The following is a 16,930-nucleotide window of genomic DNA, read 5'->3' as shown; positions in this document are numbered from 1 at the left end:
AGCTCGTAGGTTAAACCAGCTCAAGCAAAGCTTGTAACGGATGTCTCAGTCCATTGCCTTCAATACGTTTAACCTGACTCCGGCAAGAGTAACCTGTGGCTAAACAGCGTTTACCCGGTAACTTTTGTAACGCCTGTTGCCAGGATAACGCGTAAATACCCAACGAGTTATCGATGTTCCTCGCTTCATGACCATAAGTTCCGGCCATGCCACAACACCCGACACTGACGTTTTCCAGTTTGGCACCATAACGGGAGAATATTGCTGCCCAGTGCTGGCTGCTGGCAGGTAGTGCCGTGGTTTCGGTGCAATGCCCAAACAGGTACCAGGATTCGCCACTCATCTGCTGCTCTGGCAGGTCAGCCAGGGCCATCTGTAGCCACTCGTGCACCAATTGCACCGTAAAGTCACCGCGCGCATCACCAAGAATCTCTTTATATTCATCGCGATAACAAAGAACCAGCGCCGGATCAACCCCAACCATTGGTATCCCCAGTAACGAAATGCGATTAAGAAAATCTGCCGTCTTACGGGCCGTTTTAGCAAAACGTTGCAGGAAACCTTTAATGTGCTGCGCTTTACCGTTGGGTGAGAATGGCAACAGCACGGGATTGAAGCCCAGTTTTTCGACCAAGTGAACAAAATCCGCCACCACCTGAGCGTCGTAGTAACTGGTGAAGGGATCCTGCACGATCAGCACATGCTGGTGGCGTTCTGACTCAGACAGTTTCTCCAACTGCTCAAGGGTCATAGTACTGGCATAATGGCCGGATAATGATTGCTTCAACGTTGGGCTAGAAAGCATCGGTAAGTCCACCATACCAATACTTTTCCGGCTTAGCTCCCTGACCCACGGCTGTTTGAGGAAAAAGTTAAACACTTTTGGGGTTTTGGCCATTAACGGCGCATAACTCTCTACTCCAGCCACCACATAGTCACGCAGTGGACGGTGATAACGGGTGTGATACAACTGTAGGAAGCGGGAACGGAAGCCCGGTACATCAATTTTTATCGGGCACTGCGTCGAGCAAGCTTTGCATGCCAGACAACCTGACATCGCCTCTTTGACTTCATGAGAGAAATCATAATCCCCCTGACTGGCAGCCCAGGTATTACGGGTTTTCTCAATCAAACCACGCAGGCTGGGGCGTTTGGTCGCCAGCCCTTTCTCTAGTGCAATGGGGTCAACCCCTTGCTCAGATAGCAGCCGTAACCATTCTCGCACCAGCGTTGCCCGGCCTTTTGGTGAATAAATACGGTCACCGGTAATCTTCATCGACGGGCACATCGGGCTACGTGTATCAAAGTTAAAGCACAGACCGTTACCATTACATTCCATCGCACCACGGAATGAGGTTCTTACTGCTAACGGAATACGCCGGTCCAAGGTACCGCGTTTAGCTGAGGTATCCACTTTCATCATTGGCGCATCACTGCCCAACGGTGAGCATATTTTCCCCGGATTTAAGCGATTATCCGGGTCGAAAACGGATTTAATGCGCCGCACCTCGTGGTAAAGCACTTCACCAAAGAAGTCAGGGCTGTATTCTGCACGGAAACCCTTACCGTGCTCGCCCCATAGCAAGCCGCCATAGCGCGCCGTCAGTTGCACCACTTGGTCAGATATCTGTTTCATCAGCATTTCTTGCTGTGGATCGCACATATCCAGCGCTGGGCGTACATGTAATACCCCCGCATCCACGTGACCAAACATGCCGTAGCTCAAATTGTGGCTATCAAGCAGTTGGCGGAACTCGACAATATAATCGGCCAAATGTTGTGGTGGCACACAGGTATCTTCCGCAAACGGAATGGGCTTAGCCTGGCCTTTACTGTTGCCTAACAAACCAACCGCTTTTTTGCGCATACCATAGATGCGCTCAATACCCGCTAACTCACTGCAAATCTGGTAACCAATAACGCCGCCTTGCTGAGCAGACATCAGGTCATCCAAGCGCTGACAAAGTGCCTCCATTTGACTATCGATCAGTGCCTTATCATCACCGGCAAACTCAACGATATTCAACCCCAGCATCTCTTTATCAGGGATATCGGTAATCAGCTCTTTTACTGAGTGCCAGACAATATCTTCTTTGGCCAGATTAAGAACTTTAGAGTCCACAGTTTCCACTGACAGTGCTTTGGCTTCCACCATAAACGGGGCATTACGCAGAGCGGAATCGAAGGAGTCATACTTTACATTCACCAGACGGCGAACTTTAGGCAGCGGTGTTATATCCAGTGTCGCTTCAGTAATGAAGGCCAGCGTGCCCTCTGCACCGGTTAAAATTCGGGTCAGGTCAAAGGTTTGCAGGTCATCACTAAACACGTGGCGTAAATCATATCCGGTCAGGAAACGGTTTAATTGGGGGAATTTCTCCAGAATCAGCGCGCGCTGCTCACGGCAGTGATGCAGCACCGTATGATAAATACGGCCGGTTACAGAGTCCTCCTGCGCAATCGTTTGTGCCAATGCCGTCGGCATGGCGCGGGTATCGAGCAGGGTTCCACCCAGCAATATGGCACGTAGCCCCAACACATGGTCGGACGTTTTGCCATACACTAGCGACCCCTGCCCAGAGGCATCGGTATTGATCATTCCACCCAATGTGGCGCGGTTACTGGTCGATAACTCGGGCGAAAAGAAGTAGCCGAATGGCCGCAGATATTGATTGAGCTGATCTTTAATCACCCCCGCTTCAACCCGCACCCAACCCTGTTCGGGATTAATCTCCAGAATACGGTTCATATGGCGCGACATATCCACCACAATGCCACTGTTCAGTGCCTGGCCATTGGTGCCGGTCCCGCCGCCGCGAGGCGTAAATACCAGGGATTTAAAACTCTCCAGGCCAGCCAGACGGCCAATCAAGGCAACATCTGCAGTCGAACGAGGAAAAACCACGGCGTCGGGTAGCAGTTGGTAAATACTGTTGTCCGTCGCCATAGTCAGGCGATCGGCATAATTAGTGGCGGTATCGCCGGTGAATCCGTTTTGCTTCAAAGCATCCAAAAAATCTAGCACCAACTGGATGACACCCGGTGCCTGAGAAATCTGTGGGATCATTAGTGTGACCCTATCTAATAGGTATGTTTGTGGTTCCGCCAAGAGATTATCTGCTAGCAATCCTCTTTGTCGAATAATTTATGTCAATTCAGAATGATGAGAAAGTGATGCGTATCTGCCGAGGATAAATGCGGCAATAAATCATTAAGTATCAAAATTATATATTGTATAAATAATAGTCGCACCACGCCGAAAGAACATTGTTTCAGCACCTTGGTTGCGGTCGGTGTTTTTGTTATGTCCAAGCTAATGCTATTTTTTAACAAATCACAGCAGTAAAATCCGGCGTTGTCTGTTAAAACATTAAAAAATACACCATGATTAGTACAGATGCTTAATTAGTTCAAAATCTAATGAGTGCCTAAAAAACAGTGCGATGGCCACCTTGCCATGACTTTCGATGTGAGAACCCATTGATGAATTACCCGCAGCAGCGCCGTTTCGATTTACCTAAACTGATGTTTGGGGTGATATTCATTATGATAATGATTATCGCCAGTTTCTGGGTGGTACAGCCTTTTATTATGGGTTTTGCCTGGGCGGGCATGGTAGTCATTGCGACCTGGCCACTGTTGATTAGGCTGCAAAGGCTACTTTGGGGTAAGCGCTGGCTGGCTGCTATTGTCATGACTCTGCTGCTGGTGTTGTTGTTTGTCATCCCGATAGCCCTACTGGTCAGCAGCCTGGTGGAAAACAGCGGCCCGCTTATCCAGTGGGCATCCAGCCCGTCTAATGTGCGCATGCCGGATATGACCTGGTTGCAATCGATCCCAATGGTGGGGAACAAACTCTATAGTAGTTGGCATACATTGGTTGCCGGTGGTGGCAATGCGATGATCGCCAAAGTTCAACCCTATATTGGTGCGGCCGCGACCTGGCTGGTAGCTCAAGCCGCCCATGTAGGTTATTTTTTGATTCATCTGGCGCTGATGGTGCTGTTCAGTGTTTTACTCTATTTCCATGGTGAGCAAGTCGGGCTGGGTATCCGCCATTTTGCGGTGCGCGCTGCCGATAAACGTGGTGATGCCGTCGTGGTGCTGGCCGCTAAAGCTATCCGGGCCGTCGCATTGGGGGTCGTGGTCACCGCACTGGTACAAGCAGTGCTGGGCGGGATTGGGCTGGCGATTGCGGGCATTCAATACGCCACACTGTTTACCGTATTAATGTTTATCTGCTGCGTAGCTCAGCTTGGGCCACTGTTGATACTGGTCCCGGCAATTATCTGGTTGTATTGGACCGGTGATACCACCTGGGGCACGGCACTGCTGGTTTGGAGCTGTATCGTTGGTACCATGGATAACGTTTTACGCCCCTACCTTATCCGTATGGAAGCTGATATGCCGATGATTCTCATCCTGTCCGGGGTGATTGGTGGCTTGTTGTCATTCGGCATGATTGGCTTGTTTATTGGGCCGGTGGTGTTAGCCATCTCCTACCGCCTGACTTCTGCCTGGGTCAATGAAGCGCCGGAACCTGAAGAGAGTATGAAGGAAGTTGCCAAGCATTTAGAAGAGCTTTAGCTCTTACCGGGGGTTTGGTAGTTATGCTGCCGAACCCCTATTATCCAGCGACATTCGCTATTAACAATTAAGAACAACCGTTTTAATTCCTCTATTTCTATTCTCAACCTGTATTTCATTAGTTATTAAATAGAATGATTATTAATAACCATATGAAATTAATCCTATAAAAACATTTATTTAACCTATTATATTCAGAAGATTCTTAATGACTAAGCCACGGAATTTACTTAATATTATTATTAGAAAGTGCTTTCCCCAAGGCATTTAAATAATTCATCTTCAAATGACTTATTTAAATATCTGTAATCGAATACACGTATTGCTGTGTGTAGTCTTTGCCTGTCATCTTAGACGGGCTTTTTTTTTACTTATTATTGCAAAAAATCCGCAACCTAAGCTGCGGATAATTAAATGTCTCTCTATCGGTATAACCCGAGTCCAATCAATGCTTAGTATGTTGCGCCAAACTGACCCACGTTTGTACTACGGTGTCTGGGTTAAGGGACAAACTGTCAATCCCCTGATCCATCAGCCATAAAGCAAAATCCTCATGGTCTGACGGACCCTGACCACAAATCCCCACATACTTGCCTTGACGTTTCGCCGCCTGAATGGCCATCGACAGCAACGCCTTAACGGCTTCATTGCGCTCATCAAACAGTTCAGAAACCACACCGGAGTCGCGATCCAGCCCCAATGTTAACTGAGTCATATCATTGGAGCCGATAGAGAAGCCATCAAAATGCTCAAGGAATTGATCCGCCAGCAATGCATTGGACGGGATTTCGCACATCATAATAAGCTTCAGGCCATTCTCACCACGTTTCAGTCCTTGTCTTGCCAGTTCTGCCACCACCGCCTCTGCCTGAGCCACTGTACGTACGAAAGGCACCATGACTTCGACGTTAGTCAACCCCATCACATTCCGCACCCGCTTAACCGCCTCACACTCCAGTGCGAAACAATCACGGAAGCTGTCTGCGACATAACGCCCCGCCCCACGGAAACCTAACATCGGATTCTCTTCATGTGGCTCATAAGCTTCTCCGCCAACCAGATTGGCGTATTCGTTAGATTTAAAATCCGACAAGCGCACAATCACACGTTTCGGCCAGAAAGCGGCACCCAAGGTAGAGATCCCTTCGGTCAAGCGACCAACGTAAAACTCGACCGGATCGTCATAACCCTTCATCAAGGCTTTGATTTCTGCCTGAATTGCAGGCTCCTGGCTATCGAATTCCAGCAATGCTTTAGGATGCACACCAATCATGCGGTTGATGATAAATTCCAGACGCGCCAAGCCAACGCCGTCATTTGGGAGACGGGCAAAGTCGAAGGCTCGGTCTGGATTGCCAACATTCATCATTATTTTCAACGGCAAATCAGGCAGTTCAGTAACTTGTGAGCTCTGAATCGAGAAATCGAGCAACTCTTGATAAACATAGCCCGCATCCCCTTCGGCGCAAGAAACCGTAACCTTCTGCCCTTCTCTCAGAATATCAGTGGCATTACCACAACCCACAACGGCTGGGATCCCCAGCTCACGAGCGATGATTGCCGCATGGCAGGTACGCCCGCCACGGTTGGTCACAATCGCTGATGCTTTTTTCATGATCGGTTCCCAGTCAGGGTCCGTCATGTCTGTTACCAGTACATCACCCGCCTGAATACGGTCCATCTCGCTGATATCATTAATCACCTTAACCGGCCCCGCACCAATACGATGACCAATGGCGCGCCCCTCCACCAGCACCTCACTTTGGGCATTCAACAGATAACGCTCCATAACTTGCTCGTTGGAACGTACTGTTTCTGGGCGAGCTTGCACGATAAACAGCTTACCGGTATGGCCATCTTTGGCCCACTCAATGTCCATCGGGCGGCCATAATGCTTTTCGATTGATAGTGCCTGATGCGCCAGCGCTTGTACCTCTTCATCACTGAGAGCGAAACGATTGCGTTGTACTTCTGGCACATCTTCAATCTGTACCTGTTTGCCATGTTCCTGGCTTTCGGCATAGATCATGCGAATTTTTTTCGAACCCATAGTGCGGCGTACTATCGCGGGTTTGCCATTACGCAATGTTGGCTTATGGACATAAAACTCATCCGGGTTCACCGCCCCTTGCACCACCATTTCGCCTAAACCATAAGCTGCGGTGATAAAAACCACCTGATCGAAGCCTGATTCAGTATCAATAGTAAACATCACGCCCGCCGAGGCGAGATCAGAGCGCACCATCCGTTGTACACCAGCAGATAGCGCCACCCCACGGTGGTCGTAGCCTTGATGCACACGATAGGAAATAGCGCGATCATTGAACAGTGAGGCAAATACGTGCTTGATAGCAACCATCACCGCATCAATCCCCTGCACATTCAAGAAGGTTTCCTGCTGGCCGGCAAAGGAGGCATCTGGCATATCTTCGGCAGTAGCCGATGAGCGCACAGCAAAAGAAGCCTCAGGCTCACCGTCAGCTAATTGTTGGTAGGCTTCATGAATAGCCTGTTCAAACTCGGGATGGAACGGCGTCTCAACCACCCATTGACGAATCTGCGCGCCCGCTTTGGCTAATGCCGCAATATCATCAACATTGGTCTGATCCAACAATTGATAAATGCGTTGGTTAACACCGCTTTGCTCCAGAAATTCGTTAAATGCTTGAGCTGTGGTAGCAAAACCATTAGGTACCGAAACACCCAGGTCTGAAAGATTGGTTATCATTTCACCCAGGGAGGCATTCTTGCCGCCTACCCGCTCAACATCGTTCATGCCAAGCTGATTGTACCAAAGCACATTGCACAGATTTAGGCCATTGTTGGACATCGAAACAATCCTTTTTACATTGTCTATTAATTATGGACGGTCAGTAGGGTACAGACGGAGGTATCACGGCTGACGAATCAGCTATTTCAGACTAGCACAATGATCCATAGTCCATGGACAGGTGAATCGATCAACCCAACAAGAAAAGTTATTTTCAGGCGATTCTGACAGCAAACGCTTTACCGATAGGCCGAATCAGGCACACTGATTAGGCTAAACTTGTCACCAGATGCTCATTTATCAGTGTGGTCAATCCGACCAGAAAAATACTCAGGAGTCAGCGTGGAGAGAAGTGTGTTTTATATTTCGGATGGTACCGCCATCACTGCAGAAGTACTCGGTCATGCTGTTTTGTCGCAGTTCCCTGTTAAAGCCACTACCTTTACGCTGCCGTTTGTCGAAAGTGCTGCGCGTGCGCAAGAGGTTTGCCAGAAGATTAATCAGATATATCAAGACACTGGCGTTAGACCGCTGGTTTTCTATTCGATAATCAGTGCGGAAGTGCGTGAACTCATTCAGCACAGTGAGGGATTTTGTCAGGATATTGTGCAAGCACTGGTTGCCCCACTACAGGGCGAACTGGGGGTTGCCCCACAACCGGTGCTCAACCGAACCCACGGTCTTACTGAAAGCAATTTGGGCAAATACGATGCGCGGATTGCGGCTATCGACTACGCCCTGGCCCATGATGACGGTATTTCTCTGCGTAATCTGGATCAAGCACAGGTGATTCTATTGGGGGTTTCCCGTTGCGGTAAAACCCCAACCAGCCTCTATTTAGCCATGCAATTTGGGATTCGTGCTGCAAACTACCCATTTATCGCCGATGATATGGACAATTTGCAACTTCCCGCCGCGCTGAAACCTTTTCAGCAAAAACTGTTTGGTTTGACAATTAACCCTGAACGGCTGGCGGCAATCCGTGAAGAACGACGTGAAAATAGCCGTTATGCCTCGCTGCACCAATGCCGAATAGAGGTGGGTGAAGTAGAAGCGCTATTTCGCAAGAATCAGATTCGCTATCTGAACTCCACTAACTACTCCGTTGAGGAAATCTCCACCAAAATCCTGGATATTTTAGGCATGAGTCGCCGCATGTTTTAATGGAATATTTGCCTGAGATATTATTTACAGTTTATTTCATCACAAATTGTATGAATCAAGGCCGTGGCGGTTGAATTCATTTAGTTTTGGTTTATTGTGATCGCCATCACTTCCCGGTATTCCTGCCGCAGAGAAGAACAGATTTAGAGAATTTCCATGCACAAAACAGATGAACTGCGGACTGCGCGCATCGATAGCTTAATCACGCCACAACAACTGGCGGAAAAATTACCGATTTCTGCCAGCATTGCCGATAACGTGACAGCGTCACGTAAACGAATTGAAAAGATCCTCACCGGCGAAGACTCCCGCTTGCTAGTGGTTGTCGGTCCCTGCTCGATTCACGACCTTGATGCCGCCATTGATTACGCCACCCGACTGAATGTATTACGCGAGCGCTATCAGGATCGCCTGGAAGTCGTCATGCGCACCTATTTCGAGAAACCGCGCACCGTCGTGGGTTGGAAGGGGTTAATTTCTGACCCGGCGTTGGATGGCTCATGTCAGGTCAATCGAGGGATTGAGATGGCGCGCAAACTGCTATTGGCAGTTAATGAGTTAGGTCTACCTACTGCCACCGAATTCCTTGATATGGTGACAGGTCAGTACATTGCCGACCTGATCAGTTGGGGGGCCATTGGCGCACGTACCACGGAAAGCCAGATTCATCGAGAAATGGCATCGGCCCTCTCCTGCCCGGTGGGTTTCAAAAATGGCACTGACGGCAATACCCGCATTGCAATTGATGCTATCCGTGCCGCGCAAGCCAGCCATATGTTTTTATCCCCGGATAAAAACGGCCAGATGACGATTTACCAAACCAGCGGCAACCCGCATGGGCACATTATTATGCGTGGCGGTCGGCAGCCTAATTATGGTGCATCTGATATTGCCACAGCCTGTGACAGCCTGCGTGAATTCGATTTACCGGAACATCTGGTGGTCGATTTTAGCCATGGTAATTGTCAGAAAATGCACCGCCGCCAGTTGGAAGTTGCCGCTGATATCGGGCAGCAAATCCGTAACGGTTCTAGCGCTATTGTCGGTGTGATGGCTGAAAGCTTCCTGATTGAGGGCTCGCAGAAAATTGTTGCGGGTCAGCCCTTGATCTATGGACAGTCCATTACCGACCCTTGCCTGAATTGGGCCGATACTGAACAGTTATTGAACTTATTGGCCATTGCTGTCAGCAGCCGGTTTTAATTAACACACAGTGATAGAATGGGTTAACACGCCACATTGACTCTGTTCTATCACTGGATTAAATGGTCCACGCCCCCTCATTCCGCTCAAGCTCCCTTTTTACAAATCAATTCTAAACTATCTATCCAAAATATTAATTACTAAGCAAAATAAAGGAATTAACATAAAAAGTAATAGAGATTGTTATTGAAACCATCCACAGATGAAGATGATAATGATTATCACTTAACTGGATACTCTAAAGAATACTTCTTATGCGCAAGGGCACCTATCCTAATCAAGCCGTAAATTGCACACCAACCCCATCTCCTGCGGTGTTGCAATTATCCTGTATTAATAGCGGACAACTGCTTGGTCAACATGATGTCGTGGTGATCAATCACCAAGGGCAGTTCTATTATTTGCGCCAAACCAAAGCAGGAAAACTAATACTGACTAAATAATTTTTAGTCACTCGATCCTATTTGCAAAAAATATCCACTACGCCAGCCACCTTATATTGAATACTCAGGCAGCCAGCAACTTATTGATTATGTTTAATAACATAGGGAGAGTTGCTTATGCTTCGTTTTTTTCGTTTGTCTTTATGCAGTCTGGCAATAACCGTGGCGTTATCCCCGCTGGCAACAGCTCATTCGGCACCTGCCAGTAAGAATCACACCCTTATTGTTACCGGAACTCAACCGGCGACTGACAGTTTCAACACCCCCGGCACAATCACCGTCATTGATGCTGCATTACCAGACAAACAAACTGCTACCACCGCCGCAGAAATGCTGCAAAAAGTACCCGGTGTGAGTGTTAGCGGTGTTGGGCGCACCAATGGACAGAACGTTAATATCAGAGGCTATGATCAGTATGGTGTGCTGGTGCTCATTGATGGTATTCGTCAGGGCATCACGGGGGCCAATATCAGTGGTACTTTCCTTGATCCGGCCCTGATAAAGCAGGTCAGCATCATTCGTAGCCCATCAACATCAAGGTTTGGCAGTGGTGCCATGGGCGGGGTGATTGCTTACCAGACCGTTGATGCGGCCGACTTGCTGGCTGAGGGCCAAAATCTTGGTTTCCGAGTCAGTGGCTTTGGCGCCACGGGTTATCACAGTATCGGCTCTGGGGTGTCCATGTTTGGCCGTACAGAGAGTCTTGATGGCATTATCGCGCTAAGTAAACGTAAGGTCGGCAATATTTACCACGGCAACGGTAATGAAGCGCCGAATGATGAAACGATTAACAGCTTGATGTTTAAGGGCACCGCCTATCTTTCTGACAGCCAATCGTTAACCACCGCCCTGCGTTATTACAATAACCAAGCACTAGAACCGCGCATGGCTAATCTTAGTACGCCTGACTTAAAATTTAATAAAAATCCAATGATGAATCGTTCCACCCTTCAACGTGATGCCGAGTTAACCTACCGCCTGCAACCACAACACCTTGATTGGATGCCACCAGCCAACTCTACTATTCCGAGATCAATATTAGCGATGACGTCAATCGCGAAGGCTCAGGCCGCCGAAAACAGATCACCCGTGGTTTAAAGCTGGAAAATAGCAGCCTGCTATTTACTCACAGCCCGGCTGCAAATTTATTCACTTATGGCATTGAAACCTACCATCAAGAGCAAGTTCCAGTCGGTGTTATTCGTAGTTTCCCCCCGTCTGAAATCAAATTTTCCTCCGGTTGGTTGCAAGATGAAGTTACGCTGCGTGATTTACCCGTTACCTTGCTGCTAGGCAGCCGTTTTGATCGTTATCACAACAGCCGCGCCGGTTTTGCTGATAGAGAAGCTAAAAACGGGTCAACTCGAGGTGCCGTTACCCTCAAGCCCACCGATTGGCTGATGTTGTTTAGTGCCTACAGCCAAGCGTTCCGTACCCCAACGCTGACTGAGCTTTATAATGATTCGATTCATTTCTCTATGGGGCCTTTTACCAATCGCTGGCGACCCAATCCAAACCTAAAACCCGAAAGCAACGTCACTCGTGAGGCTGGTTTTGGTTTGAACTTTGAACAATTATTGTCCAATGATGATTTGATTGAATTCAAAGCCAGCTACTTTAATATTGATGCCAAAAACCGCATCACCAGTGAAGTCCACACCGAATTTTTTGGTAAAAATTACTCCGGCTACATCAATATCCCGCGCAGTAAAAGCTGGGGTTGGGATGTGTCATTGGATTACCAGAATCAATGGATTGACTGGGCGCTGGCCTATAACCGCACTCGTGCTATTAATCTCGACACCCGCCAATTTATTAACAGTATCAATCCAGATACCGTCACCAGCAGGCTTAATATCCCTATTGCCAACAGTGGTTTTAGCACTGGCTGGATCCTGACAATGGCAGAAAACACCAAGTTTATGAAAAATAACGATGCCAAAACGTCGTCACGCCGTTCCTATGCGCCGCAAGCTGGTTATGCGGTCCATGACTTTTACCTAAGCTACCGTGGGGCTGGCAGCTTGAATGGCCTCACCACCACCGCAGTATTGGGTAATGCGTTTAATAAGGAGTACTACTCACCGCAAGCAATCCCGCGGGATGGGCGTAATGCCAAACTGTTAATCAGCTATCAGTGGTAATCACAAGGAAGCGACTCATGGAAATGTCACATTACCAACACTATCTCAACATTCGGCAGCAACACCCCAGCAAGCCTCTACACGATATTGCCCTCATGATGAATATCAGTGAAGCCGAGCTATTTTATGCGCGGGTAGGACAGGATGCAGAACGCCTGGATATCAGTGCCGATAGACTGCTGACTGAGTTAGCCAGTGTCGGTGTCACTAAATCGATCACCCGTAACGATTATGCAATACATGAGCATTGGGGTGAGTACCAGAATTTACGCTTGCACGGTCACCTGGGCTTGGTTCTTAATCCACGCGCGCTGGATTTAAGGCTGTTTTTCCGCCAATGGGACAGCATTTTTAGCCTGAGTGAGGAGACACCACAGGGTAAGCAACTGAGCATTCACTGCTGTAATCTGCAAGGCAAGGCAATCCATCAAATCTACTGTACCGAAGAAACAGACCTTAACGCATGGCAGCAGTTGGTAGAAAAGTATCGCTGTGAAACCAATGCGCGGTTGGTGTTCTCCCCCGCAGAAAAGGCGTTAACTCAAGAGACAGCCATTGATAACGCTGCGATAGATAATGAATGGCGCAAGATGAACGATATCCATCAGTTCTTTATGCTACTCAAACGCAATAAAATCACCCGCCGGCAAGCCTTCCGGTCTGTCGGTGATGATCTGGCTTATCCGGTTGATAATAAAGCATTAAGGCAAATTTTATATGCGGCACAGGCTTGCCAGAATGAAGTGATGATCTTTGTCGGTAACACCGGGTGTATGCAGATCTTCACTGGCGTGATAGAACAATTTATTGCCTGTCAGGGGAAGCAAACACCGCCGCCTCATTGGATCAGTGTGCTTAACCGCCGTTTTGCTTTGCACCTGCATGAGAATGCCATTGCAGAAAGTTGGGTAACACGCAAACCGACCAAAGAGGGTTACATCTCAAGTCTGGAGCTGCTGGATACTCAAGGTAATCATATTCTGCAATTATTTGGGCAACGTAGCGAAGGCCAACCAGAGCAGCACCACTGGCATCAGCAACTGGCCGAATTGACTGCCATAGGCTCCGCTGATGAATAAATGGCTAATATTTATTGCCCTTATAATTCCAATCAGTGGCATTGCCAGCCAACGCATTATCACACTCGGTAGTGATATCTCTGAAATCACCTACGCATTAGGCGTAGGTGCCAACATGGTGGCCAGGGATAGTGCCAGCCAGCACCCCAGTGAATTGAAAACCTTACCCGACGTGGGTTACTTGCGACAACTCAATGCCGAAGGCATTCTCGCGTTACAACCTACGTTGGTGTTATGTCGTAAGCAGGCTTCAGCGTCACGAGCGCTGAAGCAAATCACTGACTATGGGGTAAAGGTCATACTTATTCCCGCGGACAGCTCGCCACAAACAGTGGTAACTAAAATTCAGTTGATTGCCACCTCAGTTAATCAGCAACAGAAAGGCCGACAACTGATCAATCACTACCAGCAACAGCTAGCAATGATAGATTCCACACCATTGCCGGTAAAGGTTCTATTTATCCTAAGCCACGCGGGGTTACCGCCGCTGGCTGCGGGTAAAAATACTGCTGCGGATAGCTTATTTCGCCTTTCAGGCCTGAACAACACCATGCAAAAATTCAGCGGCTATCGCCCTTTATCACAAGAAGGGATTATCGCCAGTGCTCCTGACCTGCTGATTGTTACGTCATATAGCGTTAAATCACTGGGTGGCATTGATAATATATGGCGCTTACCGGGAGTAGCTCTGACTCCTGCGGGTAAAAAGCAACGATTACTGGTCATTGATGATAGGGCATTACTGAGTTTTGGCCTGCAAACACCCCAAGTTCTACAACAGTTGCGGAGTGCCGGGGAGTCCAGCCGGTAAAAATGTCTTCTGTTAGCGACGAGTAGGAGTGATTGAAATACCTTTCATCCTTGAAGCCACAGCTAAGTTAGCGGTTGTTACTCACCCGAGTCACTGAATACGTTGGATATGCAACCAACTAACTGGAACAGGAGATTTCCAGATGTTTCCCCCAGTCAGGAGGTAATGCCGCCAAGTCATCAAATTCAGGTTGCTCTGCGAAAGGATGTTGTAATGCCTGATGCAACCGCTGTAGAGGTTGAATATCATCCTTTTCAGCGTGATCAATCACTTGCTGTGCCAAGTAGTTACGCAATATATATTTCGGGTTAACCGCTTTCATCAATTGCTGACGCTGAACATCGTCAATCGGCTCTTGTTGCAAACGTGTACGATAACGGTGGTACCAACCGTCAAAACCGGCTCTATCGATAAAATCATCACGTAGTGGCGATTGCGCCGAATGCATTTCAACCAGGCTCAACAAGCGGAATGTACGGGTATAATCTCGCCCCTCTTGAATCATCAAACTCAATAATCCTGTCAGTAACTCGTTATCCTGGCTGCTGTTTTCGACAAAACCTAGTTTAGCGCGCATCTGTTGGCCATAAGCTGCCATTAACTCTGGCTCATAAGCCTCTAGTGCCAACTGTAGCTGCTCCACCGACATTAAGCCGGACAACGCCTGCCCCAACCGATGCAGATTCCATAGTGCGACCGCTGGCTGATTATCGAAAGCATAACGCCCCTGATGATCAGAGTGATTGCAAATATATCCCGGTACATAGTCATCAAGAAAACCAAATGGACCATAGTCCATGGTAATACCAAGAATCGACATATTATCGGTATTCATCACACCATGAGCAAAACCGACCGTTTGCCAATGAGCGATTAAACGTGCCGTGCGTTTTACCACATCAGTAAACCACAACAGGTAACTTTCCGGTTGACCGGCCCATTGCGGCCAGTGACGAGCAATAACATAATCAGCCAACTGTCTGACCTGTGCAGGCTGCTGTCGATAATAGAAGTGTTCGAAATGGCCAAAACGAACATGACTTTCAGCCACGCGTAATAACATCGCCCCACGCTCTGGTTGCTCACGATAAACAGGATGTTCGCTGGTAACAATGGTCAGTGCACGGCTGGTAGGTATTCCTAGATGGTGCAATGCTTCGGAGGCTAAAAACTCCCGGACGACTGAGCGCAAAACGGCCCGCCCATCTCCCATGCGGGAATAAGGGGTTAACCCTGCGCCTTTCAAATGCCAATCCATACTGCGGCCGTCACTGAGTTGTTGTTCCCCGAGCAAAATCCCACGGCCATCCCCGAGTTGCCCTGCCCATACGCCGAACTGGTGGCCACTATATACTTGTGCCAGCGGCTCCATACCTGGTAGCAAAGCCTCTCCTGCCCATACGCTGGCTTTCGGCAAACTAAACCAACTCTCATCCAGCCCAAGCTCCAGCGCTAACGGGGAACTGTGGTACAGCAAGCGTGCCCCCTTTAACGGCGTTGGTTGCAAGTGAGTATAAAAACCGCTCAATTGCTGCCCGTAGCTATTATTAAATTGAGGCGTATTCTCAGATTTTGAAGCGCTATCTGATTGAATGAAGTTAAAAGGGGTCATCAGCGTAATACCTCAGCCAGCCAGTGACTAACTTGCAACAGCTCAGCATGTGACTCAGGAAAATCATCGCTTAATTGCTGACAAACAACGTTAATAGCCTCGGGACGATACACCGTCCCTTGTAGCCGCTCAGCCAAAGCTTCCAGCGGAGCAGGATTCAAACTATCCGTAAAGATTTGGCAGCGAGCGATGGCACCCTGTAATACATCAAAATGCAGTTCAATTCCGCCCCAAATAAAACGGGTATCGACTAAGTGGCTAAAGGCGGGGGCCTGACCGAAATTCCATTCCCAGCTACTCTGTTTCGCAAATTGTTCGGTAAAACCAGGTAGGTCGGGCAATGCTTGTGGGGAGATTCTTTCCGCCAGCACCTTTTCATTATAATAATCGAAAAAAGCCTGCTCAATGGCGACACAAATCTGTTGATGCTCAATTCCCGGTAATAGCTCCACCAGATTGGTGACTCGGGAGCGCACTGATGTAATCCCTTTGGCCTGCAATTTTTTCGGATCAGGATTAAGGTAATCGGCCAAACGACTCAGATCCGCACTCAATAACAATGTGCCATGATGAAAACCACGATCTTTGGTCTCTTTATACGCCGAGCCCGAAACTTTGCGCTCATCATCACCGTTCTTAACCACCAAATCATTACGACCTGAAGCGGTGGCCTGAATTCCGAGCGAGGCTAACGCAGTAAGAATAATTTGAGTGGAGACCGTTTTATCATATTCAGGTTTACCCGCCATAAAGGTGAAACAGGTATTGCCCAAATCATGAAATACCGCCCCGCCGCCACTGCTGCGCCGAGCCAGCTTCACGCCATCTTGCTCCATTTGGCGCGTATTACACTCTTTCCATGGATTCTGAGCACGGCCTATCACCACGGTGTCAGCATTACGCCACAAAAATAGCACTCGCTGATCCGGGGACATCTGACGGAAAATGCACTCTTCTACCGCCAGATTAAACCAGGGGTCATAAGAATCAGAAATGAGTAAGCGAAGGGATGACATAAACGCGGCTCCGAACCAAAATAAGCAGCTATTAAGATAACATAACCAACGCCGATATCTTTAGGTTCGAGGATTCATTCTGTATTGATTAAGAACTATAT

Annotated in this window: 10 protein-coding genes, 1 other RNA gene and 1 pseudogene; 8 read left to right on the top strand and 4 right to left on the bottom strand. The window is 48.3% G+C overall.

Features of this window, described 5'->3' with window-relative positions; genetic code table 11:
• Nucleotides 1-10: 10 nt before the first annotated feature.
• Nucleotides 11-3,067 (bottom strand): D-2-hydroxyglutarate dehydrogenase YdiJ, encoded by a 3,057-nt coding sequence (ydiJ, locus tag ACWJJO_RS10640; protein ID WP_481091008.1) that lies wholly within the window; start codon nucleotides 3,065-3,067, stop codon nucleotides 11-13.
• Between the two features lie 416 nt (nucleotides 3,068-3,483).
• Here ydiJ and ydiK point away from each other — a divergent pair, with 416 nt between their 5' ends.
• Both ydiK and rprA read left to right on the top strand, forming a co-directional pair.
• A complete protein-coding gene (ydiK, locus tag ACWJJO_RS10635) occupies nucleotides 3,484-4,587 on the top strand; it encodes an AI-2E family transporter YdiK (RefSeq protein WP_083158718.1) in 1,104 nt (367 codons plus the stop codon).
• 265 nt (nucleotides 4,588-4,852) lie between these two features.
• Nucleotides 4,853-4,957, top strand: an RNA gene (gene rprA / locus ACWJJO_RS10630) — antisense sRNA RprA.
• Between the two features lie 75 nt (nucleotides 4,958-5,032).
• Here rprA and ppsA read toward each other — a convergent pair.
• Entirely contained in the window at nucleotides 5,033-7,417 is a 2,385-nt protein-coding gene (gene ppsA / locus ACWJJO_RS10625; protein WP_481091007.1) for a phosphoenolpyruvate synthase, read from the bottom strand.
• A gap of 282 nt (nucleotides 7,418-7,699) precedes the next feature.
• On the opposite strand from ppsA, the gene ppsR reads away from it, so the two are divergent.
• The 6 genes and pseudogenes from ppsR to ACWJJO_RS10595 all read left to right on the top strand — a co-directional run bounded on the left by ppsR (nucleotide 7,700) and on the right by ACWJJO_RS10595 (nucleotide 14,201).
• Nucleotides 7,700-8,521: a posphoenolpyruvate synthetase regulatory kinase/phosphorylase PpsR gene (gene ppsR, locus ACWJJO_RS10620; protein ID WP_083158716.1), complete on the top strand. Its 822-nt coding sequence runs from the start codon at nucleotides 7,700-7,702 to the stop codon at nucleotides 8,519-8,521.
• A 156-nt stretch (nucleotides 8,522-8,677) separates the two neighbouring features.
• The gene (locus tag ACWJJO_RS10615) at nucleotides 8,678-9,724 is read left to right on the top strand and encodes a 3-deoxy-7-phosphoheptulonate synthase (protein WP_083158715.1); all 1,047 of its coding nucleotides are present in this window, start codon (nucleotides 8,678-8,680) and stop codon (nucleotides 9,722-9,724) included.
• 254 nt (nucleotides 9,725-9,978) lie between these two features.
• Nucleotides 9,979-10,167, top strand: coding sequence for a hemin uptake protein HemP (gene hemP / locus ACWJJO_RS10610; protein WP_083158714.1), 189 nt, complete (start codon nucleotides 9,979-9,981; stop codon nucleotides 10,165-10,167).
• A 117-nt stretch (nucleotides 10,168-10,284) separates the two neighbouring features.
• Nucleotides 10,285-12,311: pseudogene (locus ACWJJO_RS10605) on the top strand (TonB-dependent hemoglobin/transferrin/lactoferrin family receptor).
• Between the two features lie 17 nt (nucleotides 12,312-12,328).
• Nucleotides 12,329-13,390: a hemin-degrading factor gene (locus ACWJJO_RS10600; RefSeq protein WP_481091006.1), complete on the top strand. Its 1,062-nt coding sequence runs from the start codon at nucleotides 12,329-12,331 to the stop codon at nucleotides 13,388-13,390.
• Entirely contained in the window at nucleotides 13,383-14,201 is an 819-nt protein-coding gene (locus ACWJJO_RS10595) for a heme/hemin ABC transporter substrate-binding protein (RefSeq protein ID WP_481091005.1), read from the top strand. Before ACWJJO_RS10600 ends, ACWJJO_RS10595 begins: the two co-directional genes overlap by 8 nt.
• 118 nt (nucleotides 14,202-14,319) lie before the next feature.
• On the opposite strand, the gene ACWJJO_RS10590 is transcribed toward ACWJJO_RS10595, so the two are convergent.
• Nucleotides 14,320-15,813 carry a protein adenylyltransferase SelO gene (locus ACWJJO_RS10590; RefSeq protein ID WP_481091004.1) on the bottom strand — a complete coding sequence of 498 codons (1,494 nt, stop codon included), beginning with the start codon at nucleotides 15,811-15,813 and terminating at the stop codon, nucleotides 14,320-14,322.
• Entirely contained in the window at nucleotides 15,813-16,829 is a 1,017-nt protein-coding gene (lplA, locus tag ACWJJO_RS10585; RefSeq protein ID WP_372569235.1) for a lipoate--protein ligase, read from the bottom strand. The genes ACWJJO_RS10590 and lplA overlap by 1 nt, the downstream gene beginning before the upstream one ends.
• Between the last annotated feature and the right edge of the window lie 101 nt (nucleotides 16,830-16,930).

This window comes from Yersinia antarctica (assembly GCF_056636475.1).
The sequence above is the reverse complement of the archived record's forward strand: the minus strand, read 5'-3'. Positions and strand labels throughout refer to the sequence as shown.